We start from the raw sequence: 18,459 nt of genomic DNA on the forward strand, positions 1-18,459 counted from the left end.
GGGCTTATTCTAGCCGAGGATTTGTCTATAGGTTGATTGAGAATTAGTATTATATCACGAACATTATCAGAATAAAGCACACCAAAACGGTCTGAACGAAAATTATCAGGGGCAGACCTATCATAAACCGCTTGTGAAGGGTCTTGTGACGGATAATTCGCATCGTTATGTACATTGCCGCCGCGCCGCCAAGCAGGGCTGCGCCGAAAAGCTTTTTCTCGGGTATCCGTCTGCCGCCGTCCCGGGCAAGGCGTTTGTCTGTGCAGGTGAGCGCCGCCGAATAGAAGCTGACGGAGAGGAAATACACGATAAGCACAAGCCACAGCCATTTGTTTTCCGAAAGCATTTCCATAGCTATCACTTTTTCCACGTTGCTCTCGAAAACAGCAGGAGCATGGGGAAAAGCTCCAGTCTGCCCGCAAGCATATCAAAGATAAGCACAAGCTTTGATATGGGAGAGAAGAAGCTGAAATTCTGCGTGGGTCCCACAAGCTCAAGTCCGGGACCGATATTGTTCACAGCTGCGCTCACTGCCGTAAAATTGGTGATGAGGTCGTGTCCGTCAATGGAGATAAGCGCTGCCGATGCCATAAACAGCAGCACGTAGCAGACCATATAGCTGTTTACCGAGCGGACTACTTCGTGCTCGATGGGCTTTGAGTCAACGGAGATTTTTTTAAGCTGCTTGGGGTGTATCATGACCTCAAGCTCCTTGGCAAGACCCTTTACAAGGATAATTATTCTGGTGACCTTGATGCCGCCGCCCGTACTTCCCGCACAGCCGCCCACAAGCATGAGCAGGACGATAATGGTTCGTGAAAGCTCCGGCCAGACATCAAAATCAACCGTCGAAAAGCCTGTGGTGGAGATTATGGAGGCTACCGTAAAGCTTACGTGCCTGAGCGCTTCACCGATACTGTCAAAGAGCCCTCTTACGTTGAAGGTGATTATGGCGATCGCCGACAGGACAATGGTCAGGAATACCCGTACCTCTTTGTTGAAGGCTTCCTTCAGCTTACCCGAAATGATAAAATAATATGAGCTGAAATTGATGGCGAACATTACCATAAAGACAGTGACAACTATCTGGATATAGGGCGAGTAACCGCCCAGACTGTCATTTTTTATTCCGAAGCCGCCCGTTCCCGCTGTGGCAAGAGCGGTATTTAACGCCTCGAACACGCTCATTCCGCCGAAAAGGAGAAGAACGAACTCGGTAAGCGTCAGCACGAAATATATCGAATAGAGGATAAGCGCGGTGGTCTTTACTCTCGGCACAAGCTTGCTCACAGAGGGTCCAGGGCTTTCCGCTTTCATTATGTGGATATTCTGTCCGCCGCTCAGCGGGATAAACGCCATTATGAAAACCAGGACTCCCATTCCGCCCACCCAGTGGGTAAAGCTTCGCCACATAAGCATTGCCTTGGGCATACTCTCTACCTCGGAAAGTATGCTGGCGCCTGTGGTGGTAAAGCCCGAAACGGTCTCGAAAAGTGCGTCTATGAAATTCGGTATGGCTCCCGAAAAGAAAAAGGGCAGCGCTCCGAAAATACTCAGAACTATCCAGCTCATCGATACGATAACAAAGCCTTCACGGGAATAAAGCTCCGTATTTTTCGGCTTCTTTAAAATGAGAAGCCCTCCCACCGCAAGGCAGACCGCTATTGACAGAAGTATCGCCGTTATGCAGCTTTCGCCGTACACCGCCGCAGTTATCAGGGGGATAAGCAGAAACAGGGTCTCAAAAACCAGTATCCACCCGAGTATATATTTTATCATCCGGAAATTCATATGTCCCCCGCTCAACCTTTCTTCAGCACGTCGGTAATGTCATGGAGAGCCATTATCTCAGACACGATGACCACTGCGTCCCCGGGCATAAATACGTCGTGACCTCTGGGAATGATGACCTTTCTGTCTCTGAGTATGGCGGCTACAAGAACATTTTTCTTGAATTTAAGCTCGCTGAGAGGTATCCCCACTATGGGAGATTTTTCCCTGACGATGAATTCCGCCGCCTCCACCTTGTCCTTGATAACGCTGTAGAGCGTTTCCACATTGCTTCCGATGGTATTTTTCATTGCACGGACATAGCGCACGATGCTCTCGGCGGTAAGATGCTTGGGGTAGATTATGGTATCAAGGTCAAGCTGGTTTACCACCTCGTCAAAATCGATACGGTTTATTTTGGTGATGAGCTTGCCCTTGCTCTTGTTTTTGGCAAACAGGGAAAGCAGGATATTTTCCTCGTCAAGATTTGTAAGCGCCACAAATCCGTCTGTATTCTCAAGCCCCTCCTCAAGGAGCAGCTCCTGCTCCACAGCGTCTCCGTTGATGACGGTAACATCGGGAAGGGTGGTGCACATTTCCTCACAGGTTTTAAGGTCCTTTTCGATGACCTTCACGGCAATGTCCGAGCGCAGGAGGATATCCGCAAGGTAATGGGTTATTTCTCCGCCGCCAACTATCATTACGTCTCTTACCGAACGCATTTTATACTTTATCTTGTTAAAGAAATCATTCGCCTTTCGGGGAGATGCCACAACGGAAATAACATCCTTTTCACGGAAAACAAAATCGCCGTTTGCGATGTACGCCTCGCCGTCACGCTCGATGGTGCAGATAAGCACGTCGCACTTGAGCCTTGCAATGACCTCCTTGACAGCCATATTGATAATGGGGCTGCCCTCGGGAAGACGGAATTTTATCAGCTCCACTCTGCCCTTGGCAAAGGTGTCTATCTTTATCGCCGAGGGGAAACGGAGGATACGGGCTATCTCCGCAGCAGACGCAAACTCGGGATTTATTATCATTGCAAGTCCCAGCTCGTCCTTTAAAAACCGCGCCTCCCTGCTGTACTGGGGATTGCGCACGCGGGCGATGGTCTGGCAGTTGCCCTCTTTTTTGGCTATAAGGCAGCACAGGAGATTTAATTCGTCCGAGCCTGTTACGGCGATAAGCAGGTCTGCCTTTTCGATGCCCGCCTCCTGCTGGATAAGGTGGGTGGCGCCGTTTCCCACGACCCCCATGATGTCGTGGCGGCTGATGACCTCGTTTACCTTTGCGGCGCTCAGGTCGATGACTGTGATATTGTTTCCGTCGTTGTTCAGCTGCACCGCAAGGGTCTGTCCGACCTTTCCGCAGCCGACGATGATTATATGCATATAGAAGCTCCTTTTTGTGCTGTAAAAAATTTCTGTATCGTACTTCTGCGGTACATCAGCGTGTCGCTGAAGCCACCTCGTTGGTGAAACAGCAATAATTTCCCTGTTTTGCGGCTCGGTAACTTAAAAAGTGTTGAAGCCGAATTATGCAGATGAACTTTTGTTCGGTGCAGGATCTCGGCTTTTTCGACAGACTGATGTATCGTACTTCTACGGTACATTCTATACCATTTCGGGAGTATTGTCAAGTATATGAGGAAAAGAGACGTGAAAAAGGTGTAAAGAATTATATGTTAAATTAACGGGCGGGATCTTTGTGGGAAATGTCAATTGACATTTAAGAACTTTTGTGCTATAATATTGGTACAGCTTTTTTAAAACCGTTTCCTTTCTGCTTTTTTTAGACGGATATTTACAATGTCATAAAGCCAAATTTTTGTACGTTATCATCATTTTAGCTTATGAGACCGCTTTGTAATTGTTAAAAGTGTTAGAACCTGCTATGCAGTTTGTTAAATTTTTGACAAGTGCATAATTTATGAGTTTTTTCTCTTGATTTTTCTTCGCAAGTGTGATAGAATATATTTAACGAGAAAATTCTGTCTTTTTGTCTGAAAAAATGGCAACGCGGGACGGGATCTTCACAAAATGATGGTATGCGAACGCAATTTTCGGCTCGCACAAAAAAATACTCACAGAAAGCGGGAAATGATTTATGAGCAACAAAGTCACTATTATCGGCGCAGGCAGCGTCGGCTCCACAATTGCCTATACTATGGTCGTTGACGGAATAGCTTCCGAGATCGTTCTTGTTGATATCAATGAAAACAAGGCTCACGGCGAAGCTATGGACATCGTTCAGGGCGTGCCCTTCTGCTCTCCCTGTTCCATTTATGCAGGCAGCTATGAGGATGCCAAGGATTCTGACGTTGTTATCCTCACCTCAGGCGTGGCAAGAAAGCCCGGTCAGTCTCGTCTCGAGCTTGCTCAGACAAACGTTAACATCACCAAGTCCATTATCCCCCAGATCGTTAAATACGCTCCCAACGCTATCTATATCATCGTAAGCAATCCTATCGATATCCTCACCTATCAGTTCATCAAGACATCGGGTCTTCCCGCTAACCACATCATCGGTTCGGGTACTACTCTCGATACCTCCCGTCTGCGCACAGGTCTTGCGGAGACCTTCAACATCAGCCAGCAGAACGTTCACGCTTACGTTTTCGGTGAGCACGGCGACTCTTCCTTCGTTCCCTGGTCTCTCGCAAATGTTTCCAGCATTCCCATCGATCAGTATATCGCTTGCCTCCCCGAGGACAGACGTCCTGTTGTGGACTATGCCGCTATCGAGGAGTATGCAAGAAAATCCGGCGGAAAGATAATCGCAAACAAGGGCGCTACCTTCTATGCTATCGCCATTTCCGTTTGCCATATCTGCAAGTGCCTGTTCAGCGGAATTGACACTAACCTTACCGTTTCCACTATGATGAACGGCGAATACGGCATCAGCGACGTTTGTCTCAGCACACTGTCCGTTGTTGGCAGAGACGGTGTTGAAAGCAAGCTGAACGTTCCCCTCACCGATGAGGAGGTCGCTAAGCTCAGACACAGCGCCGATTGCCTCAAGGCCGTTATCAAGGACCTGGATTTCTGATTTAGTCTGTAACTTATGCAGGCGGCAGTCTGAAAATAACTGCCGCCGTAAGTTATGTATACAGCTATAACAGCTGTATATAATTTTGCTTTAATTTGTTTATAATTTATTCTTACATAAAGGAGTACATAACCAATGGAATACCGTATCGAACACGATTCTATGGGTGAAGTCAAGGTCCCTGCCGACAAGTACTGGGCTGCTCAGACTGAGAGAAGCCACGAGAACTTCCTTATCGGCGTCGGTATCGAGACCATGCCCAGAGAGATCACCAAGGCTTTCGGTTATCTCAAAAAGGCGGCTGCTATGGCTAACCACGCCCTCAAGCCCGAAAAGATGACCGATGAAAAGCTTTCGGCTATCTCCAAGGCCTGCGACGAGGTCATCAGCGGAAGTCTGAACGACCACTTCCCTCTCGTTGTATGGCAGACAGGAAGCGGCACTCAGTCCAACATGAATGCCAACGAGGTAATTGCCAACCGCGGCAATGAGATCGCAGGCAGCAAGCTGCTTCACCCCAACGATGACATCAACATGAGCCAGTCCTCCAACGACACCTTCCCCACTGCAATGCACATTTCCGCTGTTATTGCCATCGAGGACAAGGTCATTCCCGCTGTGGACGAGCTTATCGCTACATTCAAGCGCCTTGAGGAAGAAAATCAGGGCATTGTTAAGAGCGGCAGAACTCATCTTCAGGACGCTACTCCCATTGCTTTCTCCCAGGAGATAAGCGGCTGGCGCTCCTCTCTCGAAAAGGACAGGAAGCTTCTTGAGATAGCTCTTCCCGAGCTTAAAGAGCTGGCTCTCGGCGGTACTGCCGTTGGTACGGGTCTTAACACTCCCAAGGGCTTTGACGTTAAGGTAGCAGAGGCTGTTTCCGAGCTTACAGGCAAGGATTTCAGGACTGCTTCCAACAAGTTCCACGCTCTTACCAGCAAGGACGAGATCGTATTTGCTCACGGCGCTCTCAAGGCTCTCGCTGCCGATATGATGAAGATCGCCAATGACGTCAGATGGCTTGCCAGCGGTCCCAGAGACGGTCTCGGCGAGATAACCATTCCCGAGAACGAGCCCGGTTCCTCCATCATGCCCGGCAAGGTAAATCCCACTCAGTGCGAACAGGTAACTATGGTCGCTGTTCAGGTAATGGGCAACGATGTGGCTGTGGGTATGGCTGCGAGCCAGGGCAATTTCGAGCTTAACGTATTTATGCCCGTCTGCGCTTACAACTTCCTCCAGTCCGCAAGACTTCTTGCTGAGTCCATTACTTCCTTCAACAAGAACTGCGCTGTGGGGATCAAGGCTAACAAGGAGAAGATGCACCACAATCTCCACAACTCTCTTATGCTCGTTACCGCGCTCAACCCCTACATCGGCTATGAGAATGCGGCTAAGACTGCCAAGAAGGCATTCAAGGACAATATCTCCCTCAAGGAAGCCTGCGTTGAGCTTGGTTTCCTCACTGCTGAAAAATTTGACGAGGTGTTCCACCCCGAGCAGATGATATAATTTAATGAAAGGATAAAAGCTATGATTTACAGTTACTATCCGGGCTGCACTCTGAAAAACAAGGCTAAGGACCTTGACAGATATGCCCGTCTTTCCGCACAGGCGCTGGGCTTCACGCTTGAGGAAATCGAAAACTGGCAGTGCTGCGGCGGCGTTTATCCGATGGCAAAGGACGAGATCGCTACCAAGCTTTCCTCGGTAAGAGCCCTTGCTGACGCCAAGGCACACGGCAGAGACCTTGTAACTCTCTGCTCCGCCTGCCACAACGTTCTCAAGCAGGTGAACAACGATATGCTCACTGACGAGGATATCTGCATGAGAGCCAACAACTACCTGAAGCTTGACGAGGAATATCACGGCGAGACCAAGGTGATCCATTTCCTTGAGGTCCTTCGTGATGTTGTGGGCTTTGACAAGCTCAAGGAAAAGGTCGTTAATCCCCTTACAGGCAAGAAGATCGGCGCTTATTACGGCTGTCTGCTCCTCCGCCCCGGCAAGGTAATGCAGATGGACGACCCCGAAAATCCCAAGATAATGGAAGATTTTATCCGCGCTATCGGCGCTGAGCCCGTTATCTACCCCATGAGAAACGAGTGCTGCGGCGGATATGTTGCTCTTGAGGACCGGGAGGCAGCTGCAAAGAGAAGAAATGCTGTTGCTTCAAGCGCAGCAGGCTTCGAGGCTGAGATGATGGTCACTGCCTGTCCTCTCTGTATGTACAACCTCAAGAAGAACGACAGCAGCGTTCCCGTTTACTACTTTACCGAGCTGCTCGCTGAAGCTCTCGGCGTAAAAGATAACTAAGGAGGCAGGAAGATGGATAAAAAAGAAGAAATTCTCCGCATAAGCGGCGTCAATGTACGCAAGTGTATGCGCTGCGGCAAATGCTCCGGCACCTGTCCTTCCTATGACGAGATGGAATATCATCCTCATCAGTTCGTTTATATGGTTGAGTCGGGCGATATCGAGCCCCTGTTAAAGAGCGAGTCTCTTTACAAGTGCCTTTCCTGCTTTGCCTGTGTCGAAAGATGTCCCAGAGGCGTTGAGTCTGCTAAGGTAGTTGAGGCTGTTCGTCTCGCTGCCATCAGACAGAAGGGCAGCAATCACCTCAAGGCAGAAATGGTTCCCGAGCTTTTAGACGATGAAACTCCTCAGCAGCTTCTCGTCAGCGCATTCCGTAAATTCAGTAAGTAAGGAGGAGAAAGATCAATGCATAGAATAGGCGTATTTGTATGCCACTGCGGTACAAACATTGCCGCAACTGTTGATGTCAAGGCTGTTGCCGAGGCTATGAAGCAGGAACCCGGCGTCGTTTTCTCCGTTGAATATCAGTATATGTGTTCCGAGGGCGGTCAGACCATGATCCAGGACGCTATCAAGGAACATAACCTCTCAGGCGTGGTCGTATGCTCCTGCTCTCCCCGTATGCACGAGGCTACCTTCAGAAAGGCTGCTTCCAAGGCAGGCATCAACCCCTATATGGTGGAGATCGCCAATATCCGTGAGCAGTGCTCCTGGATACATAAGGATATTATGACTGCCACAGAAAAGGCTATCATTCTCGCAAGAACTGCTGTTGCCAAGGTTCAGCTGAACGCTCCCCTGGTTGCAGGCGAAAGCCCCGTTACCAAGCGTGCGCTGGTTATCGGAGGCGGTATTGCGGGTATGCAGACTGCTCTCGATATTGCTGAGGCAGGCTTCGAGGTGGACATTGTTGAGAAGCAGCCCACCATCGGCGGAAAGATGACTCAGATAGACAAGACATTCCCCACCCTGGACTGCGCTTCCTGTATCCTCACACCTAAAATGGTTGACTGCGCTCAGAATGAAAAAATTCACATCTACGCTTACAGCGAGGTTGAGGAAGTTAACGGCTTTGTGGGCAACTTCACCGCTAAGATAAGGAAAAAGGCTCGTTATGTAGACACAACTAAGTGCACAGGCTGCGGCGTATGTACCGAGAAATGTCCTCAGAAGAAGGTCCCCAACGAGTTCAACCTCGGTCTCAACACAAGACGTGCTATTTACATTCCCTTTGCTCAGGCTGTTCCCAAGGTTGCTACCATTGACGCTGATTACTGCACGATGCTCAAGACAGGCAAGTGCGGTGTCTGCTCCAAGGTCTGCACAGCAGGCGCTATCGACTACAAGCAGCAGGACGAGATCATTGAGGAAAAGTACGGCGCTATCGTTGCGGCTACAGGCTACAATCCTATAAATATCGAAAAGTATGACGAGTTTGCTTATTCTCAGAGCAAGGACGTTGTTACTTCTCTCGAGCTTGAGAGACTGATGAATGCTGCAGGTCCTTCCAGCGGTACTCTTATCAGACCCTCTTACCTGGACAAGCAGGACGACCCCAAGGCTCACCCCAAGACCATTGTATTCGTACAGTGCGTAGGTTCCAGATCCGACGACGGCTGCGGCAAGCCCTACTGCTCCAAGATATGCTGTATGTACACTGCTAAGCACGCTATGCTCATAAGAGAGAAATATCCCGATACCAACGTTTATGTATTCTACATCGATGTTCGTACTCCCGGAAAGCTCTTCGACGAGTTCTACCGCAGAGCTGTTGAACAGTACGGCGTTCATTACATCAAGGGTATGGTCGGCAAGGTAGCTCCTCAGCCCGACGGCACTCTTTCCGTTCAGGCTTCCGACCTTATCGCCAACAAGCAGCTCCATATCAATGCCGATCTGGTGGTTCTCGCAACCGCTATCGAGCCTGATAAGACTGCCCGCTCCGTTGCTACTATGCTCAGAGCAAGTATGGATACCAACGACTTCTTCACCGAGGCTCACGCTAAGCTTCGTCCCGTTGAAAGCCCCACAGCAGGCGTTTTCCTCTCGGGCGTTTGTCAGGGTCCTAAGGATATCCCCGAGACTGTTTCTCAGGCAAGTGCCGCTGCCGCTAAGGTGATCGGTCTTCTTGCTAAGGACAAGCTCACAGGTAACCCCTGCGTCGCTCAGCCCGACGAGCTTATGTGCAACGGCTGCTCCTCCTGCGAAAAGGTTTGCCCCTACGGCGCTATCACCTATTCCGACAAGGAATTCAGACAGCCTGACAGAACTGTGGCTATCCGCCGCGTTGCTTCCGTTAACGAAGCCGTTTGTCAGGGCTGCGGAGCTTGTACTGTTGCTTGTCCTTCCGGTGCAATGGATCTGAAGGGCTTCTCCAATAAACAGATTATGGCGGAGGTAGATGCAATATGCAAGTAAACGAAAACAAGGAATTCAGACCCAAGATCGTTGCATTCTGCTGCAACTGGTGCTCCTATGCAGGCGCTGACCTGGCAGGCACCAACAGACTTAATTATCCCGCAGATGTCAAGATAATCCGTGTACCCTGCTCCTGCCGTGTTAACCCTATGTTTATCCTCCGTGCTTTCCAGAGAGGCGCTGACGGCGTTATCATGTGCGGCTGCCACCCCGGAGACTGCCACTATACTTCGGGCAACTACTTCGCAAGAAGAAGAATGACTCTCCTCTTCTCCATGCTCGACTTTATGGGCATTGAAAGGGAGAGAACAAGAGTTGAATGGGTCTCCGCTGCAGAGGGCGCAAAATTTGCAGCCACAATGAATGAGTTTGTCGAGACTGTTGCCAAGCTCGGCGAAAACAAGAGATTGGAGGATCTGAGATGCAAGAAGCAGTGATAAAGCGCGCTAAAGAGCTTCTGGCTGACGGCACAGTTAACCGTGTCGTAGGCTGGAGATCAGGCGAATTTGCTTACGATACGACTCCTGCTGTTTTCACATCAGCCGAGGAGCTGGACGCAGATTTCATCTACAACGATTTCTGTGCGCCCAATCTTTCCAAATACATCATCAAGGAATCCCGCAAGGAGGGCAAGCTCCTTGTATTCCTCAAGCCCTGCGATACTTACAGCTTCAACCAGCTTCTCAAGGAGCACAGGATCATTCGTGAAAACGTATATATCATCGCCGTTCCCTGCACAGGCAAGGTTGACGCCGATACAGTAAAATCCAAGGGCGTCAAGGGTATCACAGGCATGGAGAGCGACGGCGAGACCGTTACTATCCACACCCTTTACGGCGACAAGACTATGCCCAAGTCCGAGACTCTCGGTGACAAGTGCCGCACCTGCAAGAGCAAGAAGCACGTTATCTTTGACGAGATCATCGGCGAGGACGGCGAGGTAAATGACGACGGCGCTCGTTTTGAGCTTGTTGAAAAGCTTGAGATGATGACTGCCGACGAGCGTTACGATTTCTGGAGAAATGAACTTTCCAAGTGCATCCGCTGCAATGCCTGCCGCAATGTATGTCCTGCCTGCTCCTGCGAAAACTGCGTTTTCGATAACCCCAATTCAGGTATCGCTCAGAGAGCGGCTACCGATTCCTTTGAGGAGAATATGTTCCATCTTATCCGCTCCTTCCACGTTGCGGGCAGATGCACCGACTGCGGCGAATGTACAAGAGTTTGTCCTCAGAACATTCCTCTCCACCTTATCAACCGCAAGTATATCAAGGATATAAACGAGTTCTACGGTGATTACCAGGCAGGCTCCGACCTTGAGACAAGAGCTCCTCTCAACGCTTACACATTCGATGACTGCGAGCCTAATATCGTATACAAAAGAGGAGGTAACGAATAATGTTCAAGCTTCCTATTGATAAATTAAACGACTTCTTTGCGGCTGTTTCTGCATCTGCGTCACTTTATATGCCCGTTGACGGCGATGACGGCAGAGCAAGCTACAAGAAGTGGAGCGAGGGCGTGACCCTCAGCAAGGCTCTCAACACCGTAAGAAGCGCTAAGGATTTCTTCTTCCCCCAGACCGAAAATCTCTGCGACTTCAACAGAAACGGTCTTAACATCGAGATAATCGACAACAGAACTGAGAGCGAGGACTTCGTTGTATTTGGCGTTCGTGCCTGCGACGCAAGAAGCTTCACTATTCTTGACAAGGTCTTCCTTGTTGACCCTGTGGACAGCTACTATGCTACAAGAAGAGAGCACGGCACTATCGTTACTATGGCGTGCACCGCGCCCGAAGAGAACTGCTTCTGCAATGTTTTCGGCATTGACGCTGCTGCCCCCGAGGGTGACGCTGCCTGCTGGATGACTGAGGACGCTCTCTACATCAAGGCTAACAACGAAAAGGGCGAGAAGTTCATCGAGTCCGTCAAGAGCCTGCTTACCGAATGCGGCAGCGAGGCTGTTGAGGCTCAGCAGAACGAGACCAAGGCTATTATGGAAAAGCTCCCCTTTGCAGGCATTTCCACCGATTATTTCAGAAAGAACACTCTTCTCGATATTTTCAACTCCGAAAAGTGGGCTAAGCTTTCCGAGGCTTGTCTCGGCTGCGGAACCTGCACATTCGTTTGTCCTACCTGCCAGTGCTACGATATCAAGGACTATGATACCGGTCACGGCATAAAGCGTTACCGCACCTGGGACAGCTGTATGTATTCCGATTTTACAAGAATGGCTCACGGCAACTCCAGAAACACTCAGCTCCAGCGTTTCAGACAGAGATTTATGCACAAGCTTGTATATTTCCCCGACAACAACGACGGCGAGTTCGGCTGCGTTGGCTGCGGACGCTGCCTGTCCAGATGTCCCATTTCTATGAATATCGTTAAGGTCGTTAAGACTTTCGGAGAGGAGTAATGAATAATGCTGAATGAAACTTTGATACCTAAAATCGGCGTTGTTACAGATATCCGTCAGGATACTCCCGACGTCAAGACCTTCCGTGTTGTGGGTACAGACGGCAAGAAGCTCTTTGAGCATATTCCCGGTCAGTGCGCTATGCTTTCTATCCCCGGCGTCGGCGAGGGTATGTTCTCCATCACCTCTTCCCCCACTAACAAGGAATTTATGGAATTTTCCATCAAGAAGTGCGGCTGCCTTACCTCCTGGCTCCATATGATGGACGTTGGTCAGCAGATCACCGTAAGAGGTCCCTACGGCAACGGCTTCCCCGTTGAAAGCGTCTTCAAGGGCAAGGACCTCCTCTTCGTTGCAGGCGGTATCGGTCTTGCTCCTCTGCGCTCCGTTATCAACTATGTTCGCGATAACCGCGCTAATTACGGCAAGGTCCAGATAGTTTACGGCTCCCGTTCGATGGACGATCTCGTTGACTACAAGGAGATCATCGACGAGTGGATGAAGGACGACGGCATTGAGGTAAACCTCACCATCGACCGCGAGCAGGAAGGCTGGGACGGTCACGTTGGCTTCGTTCCCAACTACGTTAAGGAGCTTAATCCCGATATAAGCAAGACTGTTGTTATGTGCGGACCCCCTATTATGATCAAGTTCACACTTGCAGGTCTTAAAGAGCTGGGCTTCAACGAAACTCAGGTATTTACCACTATGGAGCTTCGTATGAAGTGCGCTGTCGGCAAGTGCGGAAGATGCAATATCGGCAACAAGTATGTCTGCAAGGACGGACCTGTATTCAGATTTGACCAGCTCGACGAGCTGCCTAACGAATATTGATTAAGGAGTGAAGTTCACGATGGAAAATATGGTAAATATTTATCTGTTCGGCAAGCAGTACAGCGTACCTGCAAGCCTTACAATCATGAAGGCTATGGAATATGCCGGATATCAGCTCGTAAGAGGCTGCGGCTGCCGCAACGGCTTCTGCGGTGCCTGCGCTACTATCTACAGGATCAAGGGTGAGCAGGAGCTCAAGACCTGCCTCGCTTGTCAGACTCAGGTACAGGAGGGTATGTACATCGCTACTCTGCCCTTCTTCCCCCTTGTTAAGCAGATCTATGATATCAACAAGATACCCACTACTCAGGCTGTTATGATGCAGCTCTATCCCGAGATATATGCCTGCGTAGGCTGCAATGCCTGCACTAAGGCTTGTACTCAGAAGCTCAATGTTATGCAGTACATCGCTTACGCTCAGAGAGGCGAATTCGACAAGTGCGCTGAGGAGTCCTTTGACTGCGTAATGTGCGGCGTTTGCTCTTCAAGATGTCCCGCGGGCATCTCTCATCCTCAGGTCGGTATGCTTGCAAGAAGAATCAACGGCAAGTACCTCCAGCCCAAGAGCCAGCACCTTGAGGACAGAGTCAAGGAGATCAATAACGGCGATTTCAAGGCATTCCTTGACGAGCTTATGGCAATGTCCGACGAGCAGATGCAGGAAAAGTATAATAACAGAGACATTGAGAAGTAAGGGAGGGCAAATACAATGTACACAAGTGAAGAAATGCTTGCTTCGATCAGGAAGGTCGAAGCTAACAGAGCTGCAAATGCAGCATTAGAGCCCGAAAGAATGACCGCTGAGCAGAAGGATGAGGTTCTGAAGACCTATCATCCCGACTACATTGAGTCCGAGTTTGAGGAGCTCAAGATCGGTCCCAACAAGGGCGAAAAGGTTCCCCATCAGCTGGCTGACCTTCTCCAGGCTAACAGCCGCATCGATCCTTCCAAGATCGATCTTGAAAATCCCAAGTACGATGTTGATGTTCTCATTATCGGCGGCGGCGGAGCCGGTTCTTCCGCAGCTATCGAGGCTCACAACGGCGGCGCTAACGTTATGATCGTTACAAAGCTCCGTATCGGTGACGCTAACACAATGATGGCTGAGGGCGGTATCCAGGCTGCTGACAAGCCCAACGATTCCCCTGCTATCCACTACGTTGACGTTTACGGCGGCGGTCACTTCAAGGGCAAGCACGAGCTCGTTGCTAAGCTCGTTAACGATGCTCCCGACTGTATTAAGTGGCTCAATGAGCTGGGCGTTGAATTCGATAAGGAGCCCGACGGCACAATGGTCACCACCCACGGCGGCGGTACCTCCAGAAAGAGAATGCACGCTTGTAAGGACTACTCCGGTGCAGAGATAATGAAGACTCTCCGTGATGAAGTTCTCAACCGTCAGATCCCCGTTATCGACTTTACTGCTGCTGTTGAGCTTATCCTTGACGATCAGGGCAAGGCTGCAGGCGCTGTTCTTATGAATATGGAGACCAAGGAGCTTATGGTCGCTAAGGCTAAGACTGTTATCATCGCAACAGGCGGTGCAGGTCGTCTCCATTACCAGGGCTTCCCCACCTCCAACCACTACGGTGCTACAGCTGACGGACTTGTTCTCGCATACCGTGCAGGCGCAAAGCTCCTTTATGCCGATTCCCTCCAGTATCACCCCACAGGTGCTGCATTCCCCGAGCAGATCTTCGGCGCACTCGTTACCGAAAAGGTTCGTTCTCTGGGCGCAAAGCTTGTCAATGTTGACGGCGAAGTATTTATGCACCCTCTGGAGACCCGTGATATCTGTGCTTCCTCTATCATCAGAGAGTGCAAGGCAAGACACAAGGGCATCAGCACAGGCGACGGCGAGGGCATCTGGCTCGATACTCCTATGATCGAACTCAAGAACGGCGAGGGCACTATCGAGAAGAGAATCCCTGCTATGCTCAGAATGTTTATGGAGTATGGCATTGATATCCGTAAGGAGCCTATCCTTATCTATCCTACTCTTCACTACCAGAACGGCGGTATCGACATCACTGTTGACGGTATGAGCAACATTGAAAATCTCTATGTTGCAGGTGAGGCTGTCGGCGGTATCCACGGCAGAAACAGACTTATGGGCAACTCCCTCCTTGACGTTATCGTATTCGGCAGAAACGCAGGAAGAAGCGTTGCTGCTAAGTTCAAGGACGTTACTGTGGGCAAGCTCACTCTTGACCACGTTAACAAGTTCGCTGATGAGATGAAGGCTGCAGGTATCGAGACTGATGTGGTATCTCCCAAGCTTCTTCCCGATTACGCAAGAAGAAGTAACTAACAAAACGTAAAAATACTGTTAAAATTTTACTCAGGTACTTTATTTTAACATTGTTTTGTTGTATAATTTCATAGGTACTTTTCAAACCCCTGCTTTTGCGGGGGTTTGAAATTGTGTATAATCAAATTATGGAGGTATCAGCCTTATGGATCTTTTTAACGGGGTGATATCCATTACGGGTATCTCATTCCTCATGTTCACTGTCTTTATTGTGGCAGGTCTCGGTTATCTTCTTGGTCGTGTTAGCATTAAGGGCGTTTCTCTCGGAACCGCTGGCGTATTTATTGTTGCTCTTCTCTTAGGCGCTCTTGTTTTTTCTGTTGACGGCAGCAATCTTGTTACTGCAAAATTCGGTTCTGACGTTGCACTGGCAAAAAACTATTTTAAAATAATTGAAAATCTCGGACTTATTTTGTTCGTTACTTCGGTTGGTTTTATTGCGGGACCTAATTTCTTCTCCAACCTCAAGAAGAACTTCAAGTCCTATGCGCTTCTTTCTCTTATCATCATTATTCTCGGCGGTCTGACAACAGTTTTCTGCATCAAGGTTCTCGGCTGCGGCACTTCTATGGCAGTTGGTCTCCTTTCCGGTGCTCTTACCTCTACTCCCGCTTTTTCTGCCGCAAAGGATACTCTCAGCTCCGTTTATGCCGCAAACACTGATGTTGTTGCCAACTATGCTGCAAATTCAGGCGTTGCTGCTGATGAAGCTTCCAAGACTATTATCTCACAGTTTGAGGATATTGTTACTGTAGGTCACGGTATCGCTTACCTCTTTGGTGTTGTGGGCGTTGTTCTCTTCGTTCAGATCATTCCCAAGCTTCTGAAGGCTAATATTGACGAGGAAAGAAAGAAGATATCCTCTGTTGATACAGGCAATGCTGCTTCTGAGGGCAAGAAGCTTTTCAATATCGACAACTTCGGTCTTGCCGCTTTTGCCATAGCTGTTGTGATCGGTATGTTTATCGGCGGTATCAAGATTCCTATGGGTTCTTCTAAGTTCTCCCTCGGTACCACCGGCGGCTGCCTCCTCGCTTCTCTCGTTGTTGCTCACTTCGGTCACTTCGGTTCTCTCAGCATGAAGCCCGAAAAGCGTATGCTTGAGCTTTTCAGAGAGTTCGGTCTTATGGCGTTCCTTATCGGCGCAGGCGTTCCCGGCGGTGCTTCCTTCGTTAAGTATTTCCAGCCTTCTTACTTCCTCTACGGCGTATTGATGACCCTCGTTCCTATGATAGTCGGCTTCATCATTGCAAAGTATGTTATCAAGCTTCCCCTTTTCAACAACCTGGGCGGTATCACAGGCGGTATGACTTCCACTCCCGCTCTCGGTACCCTTATCAACGTTGCAAAGACTGACGATGTGGCTTCCGCTTATGCGGCTGCTTACCCCATCGCTCTCATTGCTGTTGTGCTGGTTTCTCAGTTTATCATCGTATTCTTCCCCGACCCTCTTTCGGTGGTTGGAATGTGAATTAAGGGAGCTGCCCGTTTTGGGCGGCTCCTTTTGTTATATCAAAAAAAGCTGCCATACAGAATTTTGTATGACAGCTTCTTATTTTATGAAATTTACCCGAGTTATGCCGATTTGAATATCCCGTATGTGTAAAGGAGCGGAACGGCAAGAATAAGAATGTCTCCGAAATTAAATCTGTGTGCAAATATGCTGCAAAAAAGGGAGACAAGGCATATTGCCGACATTATCAGTCCCCATATAAAGGCATTCTTGCGTGAGGAGGAGCTGCGGTATGATGTGAAGCCGTAAAATCCCATTGCTCCGAAACCGCCGCAGGTAATGGCTATTCCGATAATATTTCCGATAAATCCAAGCATTGTTCCCTGCCGTACCATAGAAAATATGGCGAGACCCATATAATACCCATGACCAGTAAGCACTCTTATGCCCAATATCAGGGAAGCTATGGCAATTATTCCGCATAATACCGAGGTTATGTCTATAAGCTTTCTCATTATTTTTCCCCATTGCTTTTAAATTTGCAGATATATTCATCTGCATATTTACATTGTACCACAACAGGCGAAAATTGTCAATATCTGCCTTTTCCCTCCTTAATGGTCAGGCAGGTAACTGCGATAAGATTTGGGAAAATAAGAAAAACGTTTATGATATCCGAGAGTCCGAAAAGAAAATTCAGTGAAAAAAATCCCGCCAGCCCTCCGCACAGGCAGAAGATAAGCTTGTATAATACAAAGGACTCCTTTCCTTCCGCAAGATACTCAAGGCATTTTTCTCCGTAGCAGCACCAGCCAAGCACTGCCGCCCATGCAAACAGGCATACGCATAAGCATATGAATATACCCCCGCCTCTTCCGAAACACAGCGTGAAGGCTTCGGAAAGAGTCTCCTTTCCCGAGGACAGTATGGCGAGAGCGGTGAGGGTGCAGCAGACTATGGTATCGAGAAATACCTCCAGCGCCGCCCAGGCACCCATGCTTTCGGGAGAGGAAAATCCCCCTTCGCTGTGGACAAGCACCGAGCTGCCCATTCCCGCTTCGTTTGAGAATATCCCACGCCGCAGACCCACAGATACCGCTTTTGACACTGCCCCGCCGAATATCCCGCCTGCTGCGGCTCTGAATGTAAAGGCATCGGTCAGTATCTCACGGAAAATATCCGAAAGGCTGCTTCCTGTCAGTATTATCAGTGCTATACAGCCACCTGCATAGAGCAGTCCCATTACCGGAACAAGCTTCTCGGCGGCGTTCATTGCGGCGTCGGCTGCCTTTTGGGAGGAGAATATCACAAATGCGGCGGCGGCAGAGGAAATAAGCCCTGCTGTCCATTTCGGCATAAGTCCCTGCTCGCTTACTGCTTCCGAGAGTGCGGCTGTCTGGCTCATACAGCCCATAACAAGTGCGGCGCAGAGGCAGGCGGCGGCGTATATTACCGCCAGCTTTTTTGAGCCTAACCCCTTTTCAATGTAAAGCATAGGGCCTTTGGGCTTATGGGGATATCTTTCAGCGTACTCTCCGCCCAGACGGTTTTCGGAATATGCCAGCGCCATTCCGAGAAGTGCCGATATCCACATCCAGAAAACGGCTCCCGGACCACCCGTGGTTATGGCGGCGGCACAGCCTGTGATATTTCCCGTTCCCATTGAAGCGGCAAGGGCCGACATTACCGCTCTCCCGCTGCCCTTTCCGCCGCCAAGATATTTTTTCAGTCTCAGCAGGATAGATCCGCTTTTGTATGTATGATAGATACCGCAGAGAAGTATTGCCCCTACGGTAAAAGGTCCCCAGAGAACGGCATTTATTGTTTCCATAGCTTTTCTCCCCCGGATGTTTTATTTGATTTTATGCTCTGATAAGGGGGAATATTA

At 49.5% G+C, this 18,459-nt stretch carries 17 protein-coding genes; 12 read left to right on the forward strand and 5 right to left on the reverse strand.

Annotated features, from left to right (window positions below):
• Positions 1-49 precede the first annotated feature (49 nt).
• Genes ACI4J0_RS00680 through trkA form a run of 3 tightly spaced genes read right to left on the reverse strand, consistent with a single transcriptional unit; the run spans position 50 to position 3,164 of the window.
• Positions 50-352, reverse strand: a complete 303-nt coding sequence (locus tag ACI4J0_RS00680; protein ID WP_439763945.1) for a DUF1294 domain-containing protein — start codon at positions 350-352, stop codon at positions 50-52.
• 5 nt (positions 353-357) lie between these two features.
• Positions 358-1,791: a TrkH family potassium uptake protein gene (locus ACI4J0_RS00685; protein ID WP_439763891.1), complete on the reverse strand. Its 1,434-nt coding sequence runs from the start codon at positions 1,789-1,791 to the stop codon at positions 358-360.
• 11 nt (positions 1,792-1,802) lie between these two features.
• Positions 1,803-3,164: a Trk system potassium transporter TrkA gene (gene trkA, locus ACI4J0_RS00690; RefSeq protein WP_439763892.1), complete on the reverse strand. Its 1,362-nt coding sequence runs from the start codon at positions 3,162-3,164 to the stop codon at positions 1,803-1,805.
• 715 nt (positions 3,165-3,879) lie between these two features.
• Between trkA and ACI4J0_RS00695 the strand changes: the two genes are divergently transcribed.
• The 12 genes from ACI4J0_RS00695 to ACI4J0_RS00750 all read left to right on the forward strand — a co-directional run bounded on the left by ACI4J0_RS00695 (position 3,880) and on the right by ACI4J0_RS00750 (position 16,589).
• Positions 3,880-4,821 (forward strand): L-lactate dehydrogenase, encoded by a 942-nt coding sequence (locus ACI4J0_RS00695; protein WP_439763893.1) that lies wholly within the window; start codon positions 3,880-3,882, stop codon positions 4,819-4,821.
• A gap of 135 nt (positions 4,822-4,956) precedes the next feature.
• On the forward strand, positions 4,957-6,333 hold the full coding sequence (gene fumC, locus ACI4J0_RS00700; protein WP_439763894.1) for a class II fumarate hydratase: 1,377 nt from the start codon (positions 4,957-4,959) through the stop codon (positions 6,331-6,333).
• Positions 6,334-6,354: 21 nt separating this feature from the next.
• Positions 6,355-7,137 (forward strand): CoB--CoM heterodisulfide reductase iron-sulfur subunit B family protein, encoded by a 783-nt coding sequence (locus ACI4J0_RS00705; RefSeq protein WP_439763895.1) that lies wholly within the window; start codon positions 6,355-6,357, stop codon positions 7,135-7,137.
• Between the two features lie 12 nt (positions 7,138-7,149).
• Entirely contained in the window at positions 7,150-7,527 is a 378-nt protein-coding gene (locus tag ACI4J0_RS00710; protein WP_439763896.1) for a 4Fe-4S dicluster domain-containing protein, read from the forward strand.
• A 15-nt stretch (positions 7,528-7,542) separates the two neighbouring features.
• The gene (locus tag ACI4J0_RS00715; protein WP_439763897.1) at positions 7,543-9,555 is read left to right on the forward strand and encodes a 4Fe-4S binding protein; all 2,013 of its coding nucleotides are present in this window, start codon (positions 7,543-7,545) and stop codon (positions 9,553-9,555) included.
• Positions 9,546-9,992, forward strand: a complete 447-nt coding sequence (locus ACI4J0_RS00720; protein ID WP_432649417.1) for a hydrogenase iron-sulfur subunit — start codon at positions 9,546-9,548, stop codon at positions 9,990-9,992. The genes ACI4J0_RS00715 and ACI4J0_RS00720 overlap by 10 nt, the downstream gene beginning before the upstream one ends.
• A complete protein-coding gene (locus tag ACI4J0_RS00725) occupies positions 9,977-10,954 on the forward strand; it encodes a 4Fe-4S dicluster domain-containing protein (RefSeq protein ID WP_439763898.1) in 978 nt (325 codons plus the stop codon). The genes ACI4J0_RS00720 and ACI4J0_RS00725 overlap by 16 nt, the downstream gene beginning before the upstream one ends.
• Positions 10,954-11,973 (forward strand): 4Fe-4S dicluster domain-containing protein, encoded by a 1,020-nt coding sequence (locus ACI4J0_RS00730; protein ID WP_439763899.1) that lies wholly within the window; start codon positions 10,954-10,956, stop codon positions 11,971-11,973. The genes ACI4J0_RS00725 and ACI4J0_RS00730 overlap by 1 nt, the downstream gene beginning before the upstream one ends.
• A gap of 6 nt (positions 11,974-11,979) precedes the next feature.
• Entirely contained in the window at positions 11,980-12,807 is an 828-nt protein-coding gene (locus tag ACI4J0_RS00735; RefSeq protein ID WP_439763900.1) for an FAD/NAD(P)-binding protein, read from the forward strand.
• Between the two features lie 19 nt (positions 12,808-12,826).
• Complete coding sequence (locus ACI4J0_RS00740; RefSeq protein ID WP_439763901.1) at positions 12,827-13,501, forward strand: 2Fe-2S iron-sulfur cluster-binding protein; 675 nt, start codon at positions 12,827-12,829, stop codon at positions 13,499-13,501.
• 15 nt (positions 13,502-13,516) lie between these two features.
• Positions 13,517-15,118 carry an FAD-dependent oxidoreductase gene (locus ACI4J0_RS00745; protein WP_439763902.1) on the forward strand — a complete coding sequence of 534 codons (1,602 nt, stop codon included), beginning with the start codon at positions 13,517-13,519 and terminating at the stop codon, positions 15,116-15,118.
• Between the two features lie 145 nt (positions 15,119-15,263).
• Complete coding sequence (locus ACI4J0_RS00750) at positions 15,264-16,589, forward strand: permease (protein ID WP_439763903.1); 1,326 nt, start codon at positions 15,264-15,266, stop codon at positions 16,587-16,589.
• Between the two features lie 104 nt (positions 16,590-16,693).
• Here the strand turns inward: ACI4J0_RS00750 and ACI4J0_RS00755 are convergent, their stop codons facing one another.
• Together ACI4J0_RS00755 and ACI4J0_RS00760 are read right to left on the reverse strand one after the other, a co-directional pair.
• Positions 16,694-17,086, reverse strand: a complete 393-nt coding sequence (locus tag ACI4J0_RS00755) for a hypothetical protein (RefSeq protein WP_439763904.1) — start codon at positions 17,084-17,086, stop codon at positions 16,694-16,696.
• Positions 17,087-17,163: 77 nt separating this feature from the next.
• Positions 17,164-18,402: an alanine/glycine:cation symporter family protein gene (locus ACI4J0_RS00760; RefSeq protein ID WP_439763905.1), complete on the reverse strand. Its 1,239-nt coding sequence runs from the start codon at positions 18,400-18,402 to the stop codon at positions 17,164-17,166.
• Positions 18,403-18,459: the final 57 nt, after the last annotated feature.

This window comes from Huintestinicola sp. (genome assembly GCF_051882455.1).
In the GTDB taxonomy this organism is placed as follows: domain Bacteria; phylum Bacillota; class Clostridia; order Oscillospirales; family Ruminococcaceae; genus Huintestinicola.